At 57.6% G+C, this 15,187-nt stretch carries 15 protein-coding genes, 1 tRNA gene and 1 pseudogene; 11 read left to right on the top strand and 6 right to left on the bottom strand.

Annotated features, from left to right (window positions below; all coding sequences use genetic code 11):
- Window positions 1-51 precede the first annotated feature (51 nt).
- The gene (gene cobA, locus BLR80_RS05830; RefSeq protein ID WP_092077200.1) at window positions 52-1,329 is read left to right on the top strand and encodes a uroporphyrinogen-III C-methyltransferase; all 1,278 of its coding nucleotides are present in this window, start codon (window positions 52-54) and stop codon (window positions 1,327-1,329) included.
- A 24-nt stretch (window positions 1,330-1,353) separates the two neighbouring features.
- Here the strand turns inward: cobA and BLR80_RS05825 are convergent, their stop codons facing one another.
- The 5 genes from BLR80_RS05825 to nadB form a co-directional block, all read right to left on the bottom strand.
- Window positions 1,354-3,342, bottom strand: a complete 1,989-nt coding sequence (locus BLR80_RS05825) for a diguanylate cyclase (protein ID WP_092077198.1) — start codon at window positions 3,340-3,342, stop codon at window positions 1,354-1,356.
- Window positions 3,339-4,175 carry a PhnD/SsuA/transferrin family substrate-binding protein gene (locus BLR80_RS05820; RefSeq protein ID WP_092077196.1) on the bottom strand — a complete coding sequence of 279 codons (837 nt, stop codon included), beginning with the start codon at window positions 4,173-4,175 and terminating at the stop codon, window positions 3,339-3,341. Before BLR80_RS05820 ends, BLR80_RS05825 begins: the two co-directional genes overlap by 4 nt.
- Before the next feature lie 174 nt (window positions 4,176-4,349).
- A complete protein-coding gene (locus tag BLR80_RS05815; RefSeq protein WP_092077194.1) occupies window positions 4,350-4,565 on the bottom strand; it encodes a hypothetical protein in 216 nt (71 codons plus the stop codon).
- 5 nt (window positions 4,566-4,570) lie between these two features.
- Window positions 4,571-4,843, bottom strand: coding sequence for a chorismate mutase (locus BLR80_RS05810; RefSeq protein ID WP_092077192.1), 273 nt, complete (start codon window positions 4,841-4,843; stop codon window positions 4,571-4,573).
- A gap of 13 nt (window positions 4,844-4,856) precedes the next feature.
- A complete protein-coding gene (nadB, locus tag BLR80_RS05805; RefSeq protein ID WP_092077190.1) occupies window positions 4,857-6,455 on the bottom strand; it encodes an L-aspartate oxidase in 1,599 nt (532 codons plus the stop codon).
- A 151-nt stretch (window positions 6,456-6,606) separates the two neighbouring features.
- Here nadB and BLR80_RS05800 point away from each other — a divergent pair, with 151 nt between their 5' ends.
- The 3 genes from BLR80_RS05800 (at window position 6,607) to BLR80_RS05790 (ending at window position 7,917) form a co-directional block, all read left to right on the top strand.
- Entirely contained in the window at window positions 6,607-7,179 is a 573-nt protein-coding gene (locus tag BLR80_RS05800) for a transglycosylase SLT domain-containing protein (protein WP_092077188.1), read from the top strand.
- Window positions 7,179-7,766: a CDP-diacylglycerol--glycerol-3-phosphate 3-phosphatidyltransferase gene (gene pgsA / locus BLR80_RS05795; RefSeq protein ID WP_092077186.1), complete on the top strand. Its 588-nt coding sequence runs from the start codon at window positions 7,179-7,181 to the stop codon at window positions 7,764-7,766. Before BLR80_RS05800 ends, pgsA begins: the two co-directional genes overlap by 1 nt.
- A 76-nt stretch (window positions 7,767-7,842) precedes the next feature.
- Window positions 7,843-7,917: transfer RNA gene (locus tag BLR80_RS05790), tRNA-Gly, on the top strand.
- A gap of 317 nt (window positions 7,918-8,234) precedes the next feature.
- Here BLR80_RS05790 and BLR80_RS05785 read toward each other — a convergent pair.
- Window positions 8,235-8,489 (bottom strand): annotated as a pseudogene (locus BLR80_RS05785) (transposase); the annotation flags it as partial.
- Window positions 8,490-8,611: 122 nt separating this feature from the next.
- Between BLR80_RS05785 and BLR80_RS05780 the strand changes: the two are divergent.
- From BLR80_RS05780 to der, 7 genes are all read left to right on the top strand, one after another.
- A complete protein-coding gene (locus BLR80_RS05780) occupies window positions 8,612-10,063 on the top strand; it encodes a hypothetical protein (protein WP_092077184.1) in 1,452 nt (483 codons plus the stop codon).
- Window positions 10,064-10,135: 72 nt separating this feature from the next.
- Entirely contained in the window at window positions 10,136-10,453 is a 318-nt protein-coding gene (locus BLR80_RS05775) for a hypothetical protein (RefSeq protein WP_092077182.1), read from the top strand.
- A gap of 27 nt (window positions 10,454-10,480) precedes the next feature.
- A complete protein-coding gene (locus tag BLR80_RS12895; RefSeq protein ID WP_092077180.1) occupies window positions 10,481-10,939 on the top strand; it encodes a hypothetical protein in 459 nt (152 codons plus the stop codon).
- Between the two features lie 18 nt (window positions 10,940-10,957).
- The gene (locus BLR80_RS13075) at window positions 10,958-11,836 is read left to right on the top strand and encodes a hypothetical protein (protein WP_092077178.1); all 879 of its coding nucleotides are present in this window, start codon (window positions 10,958-10,960) and stop codon (window positions 11,834-11,836) included.
- Between the two features lie 227 nt (window positions 11,837-12,063).
- Complete coding sequence (rnc, locus tag BLR80_RS05760) at window positions 12,064-12,816, top strand: ribonuclease III (RefSeq protein WP_092077176.1); 753 nt, start codon at window positions 12,064-12,066, stop codon at window positions 12,814-12,816.
- Complete coding sequence (gene era, locus BLR80_RS05755) at window positions 12,813-13,739, top strand: GTPase Era (protein ID WP_092077174.1); 927 nt, start codon at window positions 12,813-12,815, stop codon at window positions 13,737-13,739. Before rnc ends, era begins: the two co-directional genes overlap by 4 nt.
- A gap of 45 nt (window positions 13,740-13,784) precedes the next feature.
- Complete coding sequence (der, locus tag BLR80_RS05750) at window positions 13,785-15,095, top strand: ribosome biogenesis GTPase Der (protein ID WP_092077172.1); 1,311 nt, start codon at window positions 13,785-13,787, stop codon at window positions 15,093-15,095.
- Window positions 15,096-15,187: the final 92 nt, after the last annotated feature.

Here is a 15,187-nt window from a genome sequence, read left to right as displayed (position 1 = left end):
GAGGTGCCCTCTGTCTTTTGCGCCCTGGATAGGGCGTACAGGGAAAGGTCGATGTCAACACTGCCCATCGTTTTGAAGGATCCCCGGATACTGTTGTTGGGTGGTGGTGCCGTCGCCCTCCACAAGGCCCGGGTTCTGCTTGATAACGCGATCGATTTTTGCGTCATTGCACGTGAGTTCTGCGCTGGGTTCGACGAACTGCCGCTGGTTCGGATTGTCAAGGGCATCGAGACGGCAGACCTCGCTGATTTTGCCTTGGTGGTCGACGCCACCGGTGCCAGCGAGGTGGCGCAGCTGCTGGCGCGGGAGAAACAGCGGCGTTTGTTGCTGGTCAATGCGGTGGATGCGCCTGAGCGCTGCGATTTTTATTTTTCCGCATTGCTGCGTCGGGGTGACCTCAAGGTAGCGGTTTCCAGCGGCGGGGCCAGTCCGACACTGACGCAGATCGTGCGGGACCGCATTGATCGCTTGCTGCCCGCCGAACTTGCCGCACTAACTGCGGTTGCAGGCCGTGACCGCCAGGCCGGACACAGCGATGCGATGGCTTTACGTACTCAAGCCCATCGTCTGCTGGGTGAGGTGCTGCTGATCGGTTGCGGTCCCGGCGCCGCGGCGTTGCTGACCCGGCAGGCCTACGAGGCCCTGCAACTGGTGGATCTGGTGCTGTACGATCATCTGATTTCCGATGAGATTCTGGCACTGGTACCGGCAGGGGTTAAACGACGCTATGTCGGCAAACAGAAGGACCGGCACAGCTGCAGTCAGGAGGAGATCAACCAGCTGCTGATCGACCATGCCTCCCAGGGATTGCGGGTGGCACGACTGAAAAGCGGTGATCCCTATGTGTTCGGGCGGGGAGCGGAAGAGGCCCTGTGTCTGGCGCAACAGGGCATTCGAGTACAGGTGGTGCCGGGGCTGAGTTCGGCCCTGGCCGGGCCGGCGCTGGCTGGGATTGCCCTGACCGCGCGGGGTTATGCCACCGGTTTTTCCGTCGTGTCGGCACATCTGGCGGGGAACCGTTTCAATCAGGCATGGCTGGAGTTGTTGCATCTGCCTCAGCACACCACGGTGGTGCTGATGGGGCTGAGTTTTGCCGCTCAGATTGTTGAGGCGGCCCTGGCCCGGCAGGTACGGCCTGATCTGCCGGTTGCCATTGTTGCCAATGCCACCCGTGACAACCAGCAGGTGATTGTCAGCAGTCTGGCGCAGTTGGTGGAAGATGCCCGACAGGCCTGCCGGCCGGCAGTACTGGTGTTTGGCGAGGTAGTGCGGCTGCAGGCCCGTTTGCCCTCCTGTGGTGGGCGGATACCCGGCTTGGAATCACAATGACGGCATACCGGTCGTGGCGGATCGTTAGGGGCCATCTGAGGCGCAGATACAATCGCGACCGGCAGCCTTGGCCTGATACAGGCGGTGATCGGCACAATCGATGAGCTCCTGGTAGCAGTGTTGTGGTTCAGGTACAAGGCAGCAGAGCCCAATACTGAGGCTGAGGTATCCCGACGGGCTGGTTGGATGGGGCAGGGCTCTTTGGCGCAGCTGCTGCTGGATGCGTCGGGCAACCTGCAGGGCATCGTTTTCACGGGTTTCCGGTAGCAGAATGGCGAATTCCTCGCCGCCGTAGCGGCATACCAGATCAGCGGGGCGCAGACAACACTGCTGCAGCAGTCGGGCAATCTCCTGCAGACAGCGGTCTCCCTGGGGATGGCCGAACCGATCATTGTAGACCTTGAAATGGTCAATATCGATCATCAACAGGCTTAAGGGCTGGCGATTCCGTGCTGCCTGACGCCAGAGGGAATCCAGCGCTTCATCAAACGAGCGACGATTGGCAATACCGGTCAGGCCATCGCGTCGTGCCAGCAACTGAAGTTCGCGGTTGGCCTGCTCCAGCTGCTGCTGGGTGGCCAGCAGCTGCTGTTCCTGCCGGCGCCTTGTGCTGATGTCGAGAAAGATATTGCTGGTGCCGATCTGCTTGTTGCCATCGTGGAGTGGGCTGCAGATCATTTCGACGGGAAAGCGATGGCCCTGACTGTGTAAGGCAATGATTGTATCGCTGCGGGCGATTCCTTTTTTTTGCAGAAGGGTATCGAAGCAGCAGGGTTCATTCGTCTCATTGTCGAGATGGAAAATCTCATGGGCGATGCGGCCGATCAGCTGCGCCGGTTCCTGTCCGAGCAGCTGTGCAGCGGTTTCATTGACATAGGTAATCCGGCATTCCGGGTCGGCAGTAAACAGGCCGCAGGCGATACTGTCCGAAACCATCTGCAGCAACTGGCTGGAGCGTTGCTGCTGACGCCGGCCGGCCAGGAACCGCAGTCGCAACAGCAGCGCCATCAACAGCAGCAGGCTGGCCAGGCTGGCGGTGGTGATGCTGTCGATTCGTAATTGGCTGAAAAAGGGTTCAGGTGTGGCGGCCACAATGTAGCCGGCATGCTTTCCCAGGGTATTCTGGATGGCATGAAAGGCGACGGAGAAGGGTTGACCCTGATGCCACAGTGGCAGGATAAAGCTCTGTTGCTGTCTTAAGTGCCTATGCGCGCTGGCCTGGTCCCCCAATCTTTTCAGCAGGCGCCAGACCAGTGGGTCGGTGAGGCTGCCCTTGTCGCAGGCGATGCTGCTGAGCTGTTCGAATTCGACCACATAATCTGGACTCAGCGGTGTTGTCTGATAATACGGCTGTAGCGACGGAAACAGTTTGTCCCACATCTCCGGCTTGTACAGCACAAAGGCCAGACGGGTTTGCTGATTTTCAGTCAGCTGATGCATTTCCTGCTGAATCTGCAGAAAGGAGGTGCTCAGTTCAACGGAACCAATATGCTGGTCGGCGTAAAACAGCGGGTAGACATGGCGGAATCCGTGAAAAATGCGACCGCTTTCGTAACCATGAACTGCCCGGAGCTGGCGGTTGGCCAGCAGGACTGATGGGCGCACACCGTCCAGGCTGTCGTCGGCCAGCTGGGGGGCATGAAAGCGCAGCAAGGAACGGCCGTCAGGATAATGAAAATGCAGTTGGCGGATACGTTGCTGGCGAACGCGCTGATAGAGCGGATCAAGTTTGCGGAACAGCCAGCCACGCAGCAGGTTGCGGCGCTCTGCCTCTTCGGTGGTGACCATGTCATGAATAAGGCTGAGAATTTCTTCTTGCTGGATAGCCTCTTCGAAGAGGGTCTGGGCCAGCAGCTGGTAGGTGCCGCTGGCACAGGAAATGACCGCTTGCTGACCCCGCAGGCGTTGTTGCATCTGGTTGTTCAGCAGGCTTTGATGGCGACTGTAGATCAGACCAAGGCACAGCAGCAGCAACAGTGTAAACAACCCAAATGTGGCGACGCGGTCTTTCATTGACCTAACCCCGGAACGGGTTGCCGCTGCAATTGTTGGCGGAGGGTTGCGTAATCTGCGGCCTTGACAGCAATCAGATTTTTACCAATGAGTTGGAGAGGTTCCACTTCGGGTAATGCCTGTCGTGTCAGCAGTTGCTGGCGCAGCTGACTGAAGCTGGCTTCATCGAGGGTACGGCGGTTGCCCACCAGCAGGAACCCTGGCAATGGTTCACTTTGGGCAATGACCCTGAGGCCAAGCTTGCCGTAATCGGTGGCAATGGAATCCTTGAGAGCGGCAAGATCGGCGTGGCCGCGCACCACCTCAAGGGCGGCGCTATCGTGGCTGCCGGCATAGGAATAGTCGCAGGTTTCCAGATTTCGGCCGATTTGTTGCAGAAGCTGCGAAGCCATGAAATAGCCGCAGGTGGAATAGGGCTGGGTAAGTGCGACCCGGCAGGGGTGCGGCAGATCCGTTGCTGGCGTGTCCCCAAAGACGACAAGGACGCAACGATAGCTGGCACTGCCATCCGGTTCGGTAAAGCGTAACAGCGGCTCAAGAGCGGGATCGCTGTTGCTGGCGATGACGTAAGGAAGTGGCCCGAGATAGGCCAGATCGATCTGATCGTTTTTCAGCGCGGCAATAATTTCGGCATAGTCCCGTTTGAGTACCAGTTCAACAGGACGCTGCAAGATCTCTTCCAGTAGACGTACAAAAGGACGAAAGTTACGTTCTGTCAGGCTGAGGGAGAGCGTTGGTTGTGGTGCGAAACGCAGTGTTGCGCTGGCGGCACAGGGCTGTGCCGCAGCCAGCAGCACGGTTAGAGCAAAAAAAAGCAGCAGCCGGTTAATCATACGTGTCGTTGTCGGATTAGATTTTTGCCGAAAATGAACCAGATAACCGATTTTTATCTATCTTGTTCAGGCGGAGAGCAAAAACGACGCGAAGATAAGGGATGCCGCACTCATGTGCAAGTGGCTTATACATTAAAAAAGCGCCGGCCCCTGCGGCCGGCGCTTGTCATACAGCTATCTAGTCTCTTCGTCGGGTATGCGGAATACCACATGCACCCCGGCCAGGGCTTCAAGGGTGCGGGGATCGAGACGTGCGGTATCGCCGATGACGCCGAGGATGGTGCGGTTGGCACCGGTGGACTGATGAAAGTCGAAATCCTGATCAATCAAAAACTGTTTCACCTGTTCCAGATCCTGTTCGCGGACCTGTTTTTTCATCACAATCAGCATGGCGGTCAGATTCCCTTCGATTTGATGCGTTCCAGGGTGCGGGATTCGTCGATCACGCGCTCAAACAGCCGCTTGATGGCCTGGTCGTCCAGCGGGCCGGGGTTGTTTCCGGTCATCTTGGCGAAGATGCGTTTTTCCCGCTGTGGATCGTAGACCGGTAGCCCGAGTTCTTTTTTCAGATGGCCGATTTGCAGGGCCAGGGCGGCGCGCTGATTGAAGATGCGTAGCAGCTCGTCGTCCAGCCGGTCAATTTCCCGGCGGATGTCATCGATGGTCAAGACGGTTCTCCGGTCAGAAGGTTTTGCGGATCAGGGTGTCTTTCTTCCAATGCACATCGTCGGTCTGGGGGTAGTCGATGGTGAAGTGCAGCCCCCGACTTTCCTTGCGTTCCAGGGCGCAGCGGATGATCAGTTCGGCTACGGTGGCCAGGTTGCGCAGTTCCAGCAGATCCGAGGTAATGTAGTGATCCCAGTAGTAGTCGGCGATCTCTTCCTGGATCATCTGGATGCGGCGCAGCGCGCGGGTCAGGCGCTTGGTGGAACGCACGATGCCGACATAATTCCACATGCACAGACGAATTTCATGCCAGTTGTGGGCAACGATAACCTCTTCGTCGCTGGCGATGGCTTCACCGTAATCCCAAGGCCGGATAGCCGGCGCCGGCGGGTAGGATTTATCCAGTCGGGTGAGGGCGCAGCCGGCCGCACGGTTGCCGAACACGGCGCCTTCCAGCAGGCTGTTGCTGGCCAGGCGGTTGGCACCGTGGAGGCCGGTACAGGCCACCTCACCAATGGCGAAGAGGTTTTCGATTTCGGTCTCGCCCTGGTCATCCACCTGTACGCCACCGCACAGATAATGGGCTGCCGGTACCACCGGAATGGGTTGTACCGTCATGTCGATACCGTAACCCAGCAGAGTTTCATAGATGTTGGGGAAGCGATCCTTGACGTAGTCGGCGCCCTTGTGGGTGATGTCGAGGAAGACACAATCATCGCCGTTGCTCTTCATTTCATTGTCGATGGCGCGGGCGACAATATCCCGTGGTGCCAGATCCTTCAGCGGATGATACTTGGCCATGAAGGCGGTGCCGTCGGCCCGTTTGAGAATGGCACCCTCGCCGCGCACCGCCTCGGAAATCAGGAAGGATTTGGCGTGCGGATGAAACAGTGTGGTGGGGTGGAACTGCATGAATTCCATGTTGGCGATGGTCGCACCCGCACGATAGGCCATGGCAACGCCATCACCCGAGGCGATATCGGGGTTGCAGGTATAGAGATAAACCTTGCCGGCGCCGCCGGTTGCCAGAACCGTGATGCGGGCACCGAAGCTGATGACTTCCTTGGCTTTTACATCGAGGACATAGGCACCAAGGCAACGGTTTCGGGTGAGCCGCCGACCCAGAACCTTGGCTTCGGTGATCAGATCGACAGCGCAGTGGTCCTCATAGACGGTGATATTCGAATGGCTGCGCACCGCGTGAGCCAGGGCTCGTTCAATCTCGCGGCCGGTGACATCGGCAGCATGCAGAATACGGCGATGGCTGTGGCCCCCTTCACGGGTGAGATCGTAACTGCCGTCATCCTTTTTGGTGAAGGCCGCGCCGATGCGGATCAGTTCATTGATGGCTTCCGGGCCGCTGCGAACCACCAGATCGACAATATCGCGGTGGGGCAGCTGGGCGCCCGCTACCATGGTGTCTTCAGCATGGGCCTCGAAGGAGTCTTCTTCGGAAAAAACGGCGGCGATACCGCCCTGGGCATAATGGGTTGCCGTTTCGCTGAGTTCGCGCTTGGTCACGATGGCGACACGGCCGTGATCGGCAACCTTCAGGGCAAAAGACAGACCGGCGATCCCGCTGCCGATAATCAAAAAGTCAGAGGTGATTTTCATTGCAGCCCCCATGCGCTAGAATGGTGCGGAAAAAATAACAACGGTGCAGCGGCAAAACTACCAGGCCGGCATTATTGCACCGCGTCAACTCCTGTCAAGTTCTTTGCCGCCCGCTCCTGGCGGCAGCGGTTGAGTCATTTTGCGAGGTCGTATGCCTGGACGCACAGGATTCGTTCTGTTGCTTTGTGTGCTGAGTCTGCTTCCCACGGAGGGGCAGGCTGCGGTATACAGATATGTCGACGCCCAGGGCCGGATGCATTTTTCCAACGTTCCGGTGCACAGCCAGTACCAGTTTTTTCTGGCAGAGCCGGGCGATAAGCAGACCGATGTGGGTTCGGTCGATGCGCTGATCAGCCGTTATGCGGCCCACAATGCCATCGATCCGGCGTTGCTCAAGGCCGTGATCCGGGCGGAAAGCAATTTCGATCCGCGTGCCCTGTCGCATCGTGGCGCCATGGGGCTGATGCAATTGCATCCGCAAACCGCCGCGGATCTGCAGGTAAACAACCCTTACGATCCACAACAGAATATCGCCGGAGGCAGCCGCTACCTGCGGCAGATGCTGCACCGTTTTAACGGTAATCTCGATCTGGCGCTGGCGGCTTACAATGCTGGTCCGGGTGTGGTCGAACGTCATGGCGGAGTGCCACCTTATCTGGAAACGCGCAACTATATTGACAAGGTCAAGCGCTATCAGCGCCTGTACCGGGAAAGTGACAGCTGATGCTGCTGAAAAAAGGTCCGTTTAATCTGCCGAATCTTCTGACCATGGCCCGCATGGCCTGTGTCCCCGTGGTTGTGATGTTGTTACTCGAAGACAGCCGCCTGCTCAGCTTCTGGGCTACGGTTGTTTTTGGTTTCGCCAGCATTACCGACTGGCTTGATGGCTATCTGGCGCGCAAATGGCAGCTGGTGACGGTGCTGGGCAAGTTTCTTGATCCGCTGGCGGACAAGCTTCTTGTAATGGCCGCCCTGATCATGATGATTCCGCTGGGGCGTGTGCCGGCCTGGGCCGTTTTTCTGATCATCGCCCGCGAGGTATTCATTACTGGTCTGCGTTCGGTAGCCTCCTCCGAAGGTATCGTTATCGATGCCAGCTCGCAGGGCAAGTACAAGACCATTTTTCAGATGGTAGCAATCGTTGCCTTGCTGCTGCACTACGATTATTACTGGCTGTTCGGTTTGAAGTGGGAGTTGTTCCATGTGCAGATGCACAACGTCGGCCTGTTCTTCTTCTATATTTCCCTGGTTCTTACCCTCTGGTCCGGCGGCGACTACCTCTATCGCTTCTACCGTCTCCTGACGCGCTAGCAGCCGCCGGCCGGCCGTGGCGGTGATTTTTTGTTTGACCCGCGGTTTTTTTTTTGTTAAAAAGCCGCTCGCACATGCGGGAATAACTCAGTGGTAGAGTGCAACCTTGCCAAGGTTGAAGTCGCGAGTTCGAATCTCGTTTCCCGCTCCAAAAAAAGATAAAGACCCGGTCAAGCGACCGGGTCTTTTTTTTTCAGATGCCTGCAGTGCCCATCCCCGTTCTTGAAGCCCTGGCTTCCTCGCGTCTTCCCTGCCTTATCCCCGGTTATGATTCCACGGTGCCGAAATCCTGCCCAGATAATGTCTTGGGTCTTCATGCTGTAGGTGTTGTCCCGGCATGAAAGTTATTTCAACCTGAAGGTTGTCACATCGATATTTTTTTGCTTGTAGGGTCGGAGCTGCGAGGTTTTGTTGGCAACCTAGAAAGAGATATTCTGATTGAAAAATTTTTACATTTAGATTTAAATGATCCAACTGCCCAACCAGCATGCGTTCACTGCGAATGGAGTAGAGAATCTGAATCACCATCGCCCGCAGCAACTGCTCCGGGGCTATGGACGGACGCCCTGTATGAGAATATAGCGCGCTCAATGATGAAGAAATCGACAGCAGGGCATGATCCACCAAAATGCGGATAGGTCGCAAAGGATGATTCTTTGGAACCCGTGCTTCCGGTGAGACATAGCTGAACAAGGCCTGCTGATTCTGGTCGTCGCCGCGCATAACGTTTCTCCTGAAATGTCAGATAGTTATGCGAAAATTATAACAAAGTCCAAACCTCAACCATAGTAAAATCAAGGGGTTGGACTAATTGTTTTTCAACAACCTGCTAGGGGAGGCAAACAATGTCACTGGATGGACTCGCGGCGGCACTTGAAGCGGGCAGGCGCATAGACGATGAACGGGCGTGGCAAAACGCGCTCAACCAGCGCGACAACACCATTTGGGAACTCAACGAGACCATCAACAATCTGGTCAATGACCGCGACGGATGGCGCAACTATGCCCGCCAGCTCGAAGGCCGGTTGACCTCGACCCAGGAAACCCTCGCGGATCGGCGGCAATACCTCTCCGATATGCGCTATGAATTGCGGGATACCAAAGAAGAGTTGCTTGAGATGCGCCAAGCGTTGCCGCGCACCAAGGGCGAAGTGGCGGCATTGCGCACTCGTCTTGAAAAGCTGCCCAACACCTCGGCAGCGGCAGAGGACGCCGCCAACATCGTGCGCATGTCTTTAGCGTTTCTCAAGCAGCAGGCGCCGGGGCTGGTATTGCCCTACCTGATCACTGCTGTGCGTCAATCCATCACCAACGATTACTTGCACATCACTCGCTCAGAGCAAATACAGGCCCTCGCCCGCAACCTTCACCGCGCCATCCCGACTCTTGAAAAACTCAATATGGCGCTGCGGCCGTGGGACAGTAAGGACTTGGTGCAACATCTGCGCGACTCCATCAGCCGCATCTATGGGTGCAATGCAGAAGACCCCGCAAAAATACTGCCCAACATAGTGGGCACCGACTCCTTACCGCACGCCCAGCTGAACCTGCTATCGGCCCTTGAGGATCAATCCCGGCTCAAAACCCCGACGCCCGAGAAGATCCCTCTTGATTTGGCCAGCCAGGAATTGGCCGAAATCCGCAAGACCAAAGACCCTTTCCGGGCCTACGACTTCGCCCGGCGCGTGGACGCTCCGCCTGGGATCATCACGGAAATGCAGCAGATCATCATCGGCTACTGCCTGCAGAAGAAAGAGGCATACCTGCTCTATCTCTTCGCTCGCGATGTTCCCGGCGCCGATGTCGCCGCGATACAAAAGATCGTCAACGAGTGGGGCAGATATCCCGACGTCATGCTTTTTGGCCGCGACATCGAAGGTGCCAATTTAAGAGCCATAGAAAAGGAACTTTCGGGTCTCCCCGCCGACGAAGGATATTACACCCTGCCCTTTGCCCTGCATGTCAAAGGCATGGACGTTAAGCTGCTGCAGGGGGTGATGCTCAAATACCTTGAGAAAAACAAAAATCAATTCGCGGCAGGCGCAGGCTATTCCTTTGCCGTCAATGTCGAGGGCGCCAATGTGGAAGCCTTTTACGCCGCCATCGACCGGAAACACCTGACAAGTGATCAGCTGCAGACGCTCGACAACAAGCTCAAGTGGTATCGCCTGCAGCAGGAACCGTTTGAGTCCCAACTGCCTTACATGCACGAGGAAGCAGACGCGACCGGGCCGGCCGAAACCAGCCCGGCCGGCCCGGAAGATGAAAATGCCGAAGAATCACGGCTCAGCGCTTAAATCCCGCAACGCAACTTCGAGCAGCCGCTTGCCGTCGTTGCCTTGCGGCAAAAGCATCATGAGGAGAGTATCATGACAGACCGGCGGATTTCCGAGGAAGAAGCTATCGAAGTAATTATCGCCGAAAAGAAGCGTGCGGCAGAGCTTGGCGTGGTGTCGGCTAAGATTCTGGCGCATGTTGATCTGTTCAGGCGCGAGCTGAACGAGTGCCGCGAAATCGCGATGCAGAAATACGGGACGTCAAACCTTGACGAGCTACGCAAGCTGCTGCTGCAGGGAAAAACGGAAAATGAGCAGAACATCGCAAAGTATCTTGATGAGCTGCAAAAAACCGAAGAAGAACTTAACCGCGTGGCGTCAATCATTGAAAGGCCGATGGAGGTCGCATGAATAGCCGTCCTGCTGCGAGCGCCGCTGATGCTCTGCGGCATGTTCGCCGCCATGCTGGCCTACACCGCCCTGATCCAGCTGGTCGCCAAAGGACTCAAGATTTACATTGCCAGCGCCACCGGCACACACATCTTAGGGCCAATATCGATCCTTGCGTTCATCGTACTTTCCACCATCATGTTCGTTTACCTCACGCACAAAGCGTTCTCCATCATCACCCACCTGGCCGAAAAAGTCCTGGCGTGGATCGGCAGCGGCGCTGGCAGCTTCAACGAAGCCGCCGAAGAACAGCGCATGAACCGCGTCTTCATGATGGCCGGCAATATGAAGGCCAAGCCAGGTGGTGGAGGCGGTGGTGGAGGCGGTGGTAATGCCAACAACGGTGGTGGCAATACCAACAACAGTGGTGGTGGCGGCAACACCAACAACAGCGGTGGCAAACTGGCGCAATCCGACGCTAATCAGGGGCAGTCTGGAGATGCGTAAAAAAGGGGGGGGGTAAATATGGGCAAGGCTTTAAGTGAGTATGGCCTGCGCCGGCAGCGTGAGGCGCTCGCCAAGGGCGATCCGCGTGAGGCTGCGAGCTTCGCCAAGTTTCGCGTAGGAAACGAGGGCCTTGAGCCGGTGGCACTGGCGCAACTGGTGCTCAACAGCCCGAAGAGTAGCCCCTGGGACGCCTTCCACGCCGTTTGCGCTCTTCCTTCGAATGAGACTCAGCAGAGCCACCCGCTGGCCCGCATGGCGATGGAGCGCGACACGGACGGCTGGTGCTCGTTTGAGTTCGCCCGGCTACTGCAAATTAACAACAAGCTCACCAACGAGTTGCTGCGCGGCTTTGAGCAGGTGGTCAAGCAGAAAGGCAGCTGTCGCCATCTGTACTTCTTCGCCGCCCGTATCAAGGGGGCCGACATTCTCGGGCTGTACGAGCTGGCCCGCAAGCGTCGGTTCGAGGGGCTCTTCATTGAAGATCAGGTCGATTTCGCTACCATCAATCAGGCCGAGGAACAGCGGCTGCAGCGGCTGGCCAAAGAGCGAGCCGAGCGTGAAGCGAAAGAGCGGGCCGAGCGCGAGGCCAGAGAGGCCAAGGAACGCGCCGAACGCGAGGTTCGCGAAGCCAAGGAGCGGGCCGAGCGCGAAGTCAGGGAAGCTAAGGAACGGAAGATTCGCGAAAAGCAAGAGAAGCGGGCGGACAAGATGGCGAAAAAGGCCGCCGAGCAGTTTCTCAAGCAGATGGCCAAGGAGAAGGCCAGAGAGGAAAAGCAGGCCGTCAAGCAGCAGGCCAAGGAGGAAGGGCGCGGCGGTTTTTCCGCACTCACCAGCCGCCTGCACGGCTTGCTGGGGGCCAGCAAAAGCAAGGGCGATGACCAGCAAAAGAAGCCGTGAATCGGCAACCGATGTCGAGACCTCACAAGCGGAGAAGAACACTATCAATAGTGGGAAGCCCAGGATTTCGGGGCAGCCTTTTTTTGTCCTTAGCCCCTCAGACACATTCGACAAAGAACCCGCCAACAGACCGTTGCGCTGAGGTGTCTTTGTGTGTATGGTGTCCGATCGGTCTGTGGCTTCGGCCATCGGTTTGCCGTTTTTTGCATGACAGGACAGGAATTTGCATGTTGGATGCCGCGGTGAAGGCGGAGGCGTTGCCCGGTTATGGGTCCGGCCGTGGGTGGGATTTGGGTCGGCTGCAGCAGCGTCTGAATTATCATTTTCATCAGGTCGAACTGTTGCGTCAGGCGTTGGTCCATAAATCCTACGCCAACGAAACGCTGCATGATCTGCTGGCCTGCAACGAGCGGCTGGAATTTCTTGGCGATGCCGTGCTTGACCTGGTGATTGCCGGGCAGCTCTATGGTCGTTTTCCCCGGCAGACAGAGGGCGAACTGTCGCGGCTGCGGGCGGAGCTGGTCAGCACTGCGGCGTTGGCTCAGCTGGCGCGGGAGTTGCGGCTGGGTGAGTTTTTGTTGCTGGGGCGTGGTGAGCGTCGCAGCGGCGGTTGCGATAAGGACAGTCTGTTGGCTGACGCCCTTGAAGCGGTGCTGGGTGCCGTGTTCCTTGATGGCGGTTGGGCGGCAACGCAGCAGGTGGTTGAACCGCTGTTCGCCGTGGCTATTGAGCAGGTGGCGGTGCAGCAGTCGCATGATTATAAGAGCCGCTTGCAGGAGGTTTGTCAGGCCCTGTTTGCTTCGCCGCCGCGTTATGAACTGACCGACCAGAGCGGCCCGGATCATCAGCCCCTGTATCAGGTGGCGGTGTTCTGTGGCTCAAGTGAACTCGGCTGTGGTACCGGCCGCAGCAAAAAAGCGGCTGAACAGCAGGCGGCGGCGACGGCCCTGCAGCGCTTGCGGGGAGAGATAAAAATATGAAGGAAACGCCCGAAGAAACACCACAGGCGGCTGAGACGCCGTTTCGCTGTGGTTTTGTGTCGCTGATCGGTCGGCCCAATGTTGGCAAGTCGACCCTGCTCAATCGCATTCTTGGCCAGAAGCTATCGATTACGGCCGACAAGCCGCAGACCACCCGTAACCGGATCCTGGGAATTTACAGCAGCGAGCGGATGCAGGCATTGCTGCTGGATACGCCTGGTATTCATGCGGCCAGGGGCCGGCTGAACCGCTTTATGGTGGATCAGGCTTTGACGGCCTGCGCTGGCGTGGAGCTGGCGCTCTATGTCATTACGGCCCAGGACCGTTTCGGCGAGGAGGATGAGCGGATTCTGCAGCTGTTGCAGCGCAATGGCCTGAAGGTGATCCTGGTGATCAACAAGATCGACCGGGTGACGCCCGAGGTTCTGTTGCCGCTGATCGACAGCTATTGCCGGAGCTATCCCTTCAGTGCCGTGGTGCCATTGTCGGCGCTCAAGGGTCAGGGTGTCGACATCCTGCTTGATGAGATTTATGCCCTGCTGCCGTTGGGGGCGCCGTTGTATCCGGACGATCAGTTGACCGATGTGCCGGAGCGCTTTATTGCCGCCGAGCTGATCCGGGAAAAGGTGTTGCGGCGGGTGCATCAGGAGGTGCCCTATGGTGTGGCGGTGCAGGTGGAGCGTTTCGAGGAGCGGCCCGAACGTCAGCTGGTGGTGATTCAGGCGGTGATCTATGTTGAACGGGAGGCGCATAAGCGCATCCTGCTGGGCAAGGGAGGCAGCATGATTCGCAACCTTGGCACTCAGGCGCGGCAGGATATTGAAAAATTGCTTGATGCCCGGGTATTTCTCGATCTGTTTGTCAAGGTGCAGCCGAACTGGACCCAGTCGGATCGCTGCCTGCGAGATCTGGGCTATCTCTAGCCGATCTGGTCTTCCCTGGTCCGTTCGTTCTGGAAGGAAATTGTCATGTCTGTTGTTGCCATTGTTGGCCGGCCCAACGTGGGAAAATCGACCCTGTTTAATCGTTTGCTGGGCGAGCGCAAGGCCTTGGTGGAGGATTTTCCGGGTGTCACCCGTGACCGCAACTATGCCCTGGTGACCCGTCATGCCAAGCCGTTCACGCTGATTGATACCGGTGGTTTCGAGCCGGCCAGTGAGGATCGCATGCTGGTCCAGATGCGTGAACAGTCTCAGCTGGCCATTGAGGAGGCCGATCTGGTGTTGTTCGTGCTCGATGGTCGTGCAGGACTGACGCCGGCCGACGAGGAGGTGGCCGCCTTGCTGCGCCAGAGCACCAAGCCGGTGCTCTATGTGGTCAACAAGGTCGACGGACCCCAGCAGGAACAGGCTGCCGCGGAGTTTTACGGTCTGGGAATTGAGTCCTTTGTGGCGATTTCCGCCGAGCACGGTCAGGGTATCAACGATTTGGTGAACCAGATCTGTGCCCAGTTGCCACCGGCGCCGCGCGAGACTGCGGCGGCCGACCAGGTTCGGCTGGCGGTGATCGGCCGACCCAATGTCGGCAAGTCGTCGCTGGTCAATCGTTTGCTGGGGGCAGAGCGCGTGGTGGCCAATCCCGAGGCCGGTACCACGCGCGACAGTATCGACAGCCCGTTCCGTTACAATGGTAAAGACTTTCTGCTGATTGATACGGCCGGTATCCGCCGCAAAGGGCGGGTCAGCCAGAAACTGGAGAAATATTCGGTCCTTCAGGCGCTCAAGGCCATGGACCGGGCTCATGTGGTTCTGCTGCTGATTGATGCGGCCGAGGGTATTACCGAGCAGGATCTGACCGTGGCCGGTTATGCTTATGAGCGCGGTCGGGCCCTTGTTCTGGTGGTCAACAAGTGGGATGCGGTGGCCAAGGATCATCGTACCCTCAACCAGTTTACCCAGCAGGTGCGTGACCAGTTCAAGTTCCTGCCCTTTGCCCCGGTGTTGTTTGTTTCGGCCCTGACCGGACAACGTGTGGCCAAGATCATGGAAACCGTTGAGCAGGTGGCCAACGAATTCAATCGCAAGGTTTCCACGGCAGAACTCAACCGGGTGTTGCAGGCCGCAGAGGCGGCGCACCAGCCGCCGATTTTTCAGGGGAAACGGGTCAAGTTGTTTTACATGACCCAGACGGCGGTACGACCACCCAGCTTCGTTATCTTTGTGAACCGCCAGGAAGGACTCCACTTTTCCTACCGACGCTATCTGGCCAACAAGATTCGTGAACCTTTTGGTTTCCTCGGCTGTCCGATTCGGATCGAATATCGCGATCGCGTACGCTGAAAACCCGTGGCAAGCCTGCGTGTGCTGGACGCTTTCATGGCATTTCGCCGAACGGTTTTTATGTTATAGTCGTAATGTGGGTGGCAGATAGA

It is taken from the genome of Desulfuromonas thiophila, from assembly GCF_900101955.1.
GTDB lineage: Bacteria > Desulfobacterota > Desulfuromonadia > Desulfuromonadales > Desulfuromonadaceae > Pseudodesulfuromonas > Pseudodesulfuromonas thiophila.
The sequence above is the reverse complement of the archived record's forward strand: the minus strand, read 5'-3'. Positions and strand labels throughout refer to the sequence as shown.

What these genes read in the sequence shown, in the direction of transcription:
- nadB (WP_092077190.1), bottom strand. Translation starts at nt 6,455, where the DNA reads ATGAAAATCACCTCTGACTTTTTGATTATCGGCAGCGGGATCGCCGGT.
- BLR80_RS13075 (WP_092077178.1), top strand. Translation starts at nt 10,958, where the DNA reads ATGGGCAAGGCTTTAAGTGAGTATGGCCTGCGCCGGCAGCGTGAGGCG.
- BLR80_RS05825 (WP_092077198.1), bottom strand. Translation starts at nt 3,342, where the DNA reads ATGAAAGACCGCGTCGCCACATTTGGGTTGTTTACACTGTTGCTGCTG.
- der (WP_092077172.1), top strand. Translation starts at nt 13,785, where the DNA reads ATGTCTGTTGTTGCCATTGTTGGCCGGCCCAACGTGGGAAAATCGACC.
- rnc (WP_092077176.1), top strand. Translation starts at nt 12,064, where the DNA reads ATGTTGGATGCCGCGGTGAAGGCGGAGGCGTTGCCCGGTTATGGGTCC.
- BLR80_RS05775 (WP_092077182.1), top strand. Translation starts at nt 10,136, where the DNA reads ATGACAGACCGGCGGATTTCCGAGGAAGAAGCTATCGAAGTAATTATC.
- BLR80_RS05780 (WP_092077184.1), top strand. Translation starts at nt 8,612, where the DNA reads ATGTCACTGGATGGACTCGCGGCGGCACTTGAAGCGGGCAGGCGCATA.
- era (WP_092077174.1), top strand. Translation starts at nt 12,813, where the DNA reads ATGAAGGAAACGCCCGAAGAAACACCACAGGCGGCTGAGACGCCGTTT.
- BLR80_RS05820 (WP_092077196.1), bottom strand. Translation starts at nt 4,175, where the DNA reads ATGATTAACCGGCTGCTGCTTTTTTTTGCTCTAACCGTGCTGCTGGCT.
- cobA (WP_092077200.1), top strand. Translation starts at nt 52, where the DNA reads ATGTCAACACTGCCCATCGTTTTGAAGGATCCCCGGATACTGTTGTTG.
- pgsA (WP_092077186.1), top strand. Translation starts at nt 7,179, where the DNA reads ATGCTGCTGAAAAAAGGTCCGTTTAATCTGCCGAATCTTCTGACCATG.
- BLR80_RS05800 (WP_092077188.1), top strand. Translation starts at nt 6,607, where the DNA reads ATGCCTGGACGCACAGGATTCGTTCTGTTGCTTTGTGTGCTGAGTCTG.
- BLR80_RS12895 (WP_092077180.1), top strand. Translation starts at nt 10,481, where the DNA reads ATGCTCTGCGGCATGTTCGCCGCCATGCTGGCCTACACCGCCCTGATC.
- BLR80_RS05815 (WP_092077194.1), bottom strand. Translation starts at nt 4,565, where the DNA reads ATGCTGATTGTGATGAAAAAACAGGTCCGCGAACAGGATCTGGAACAG.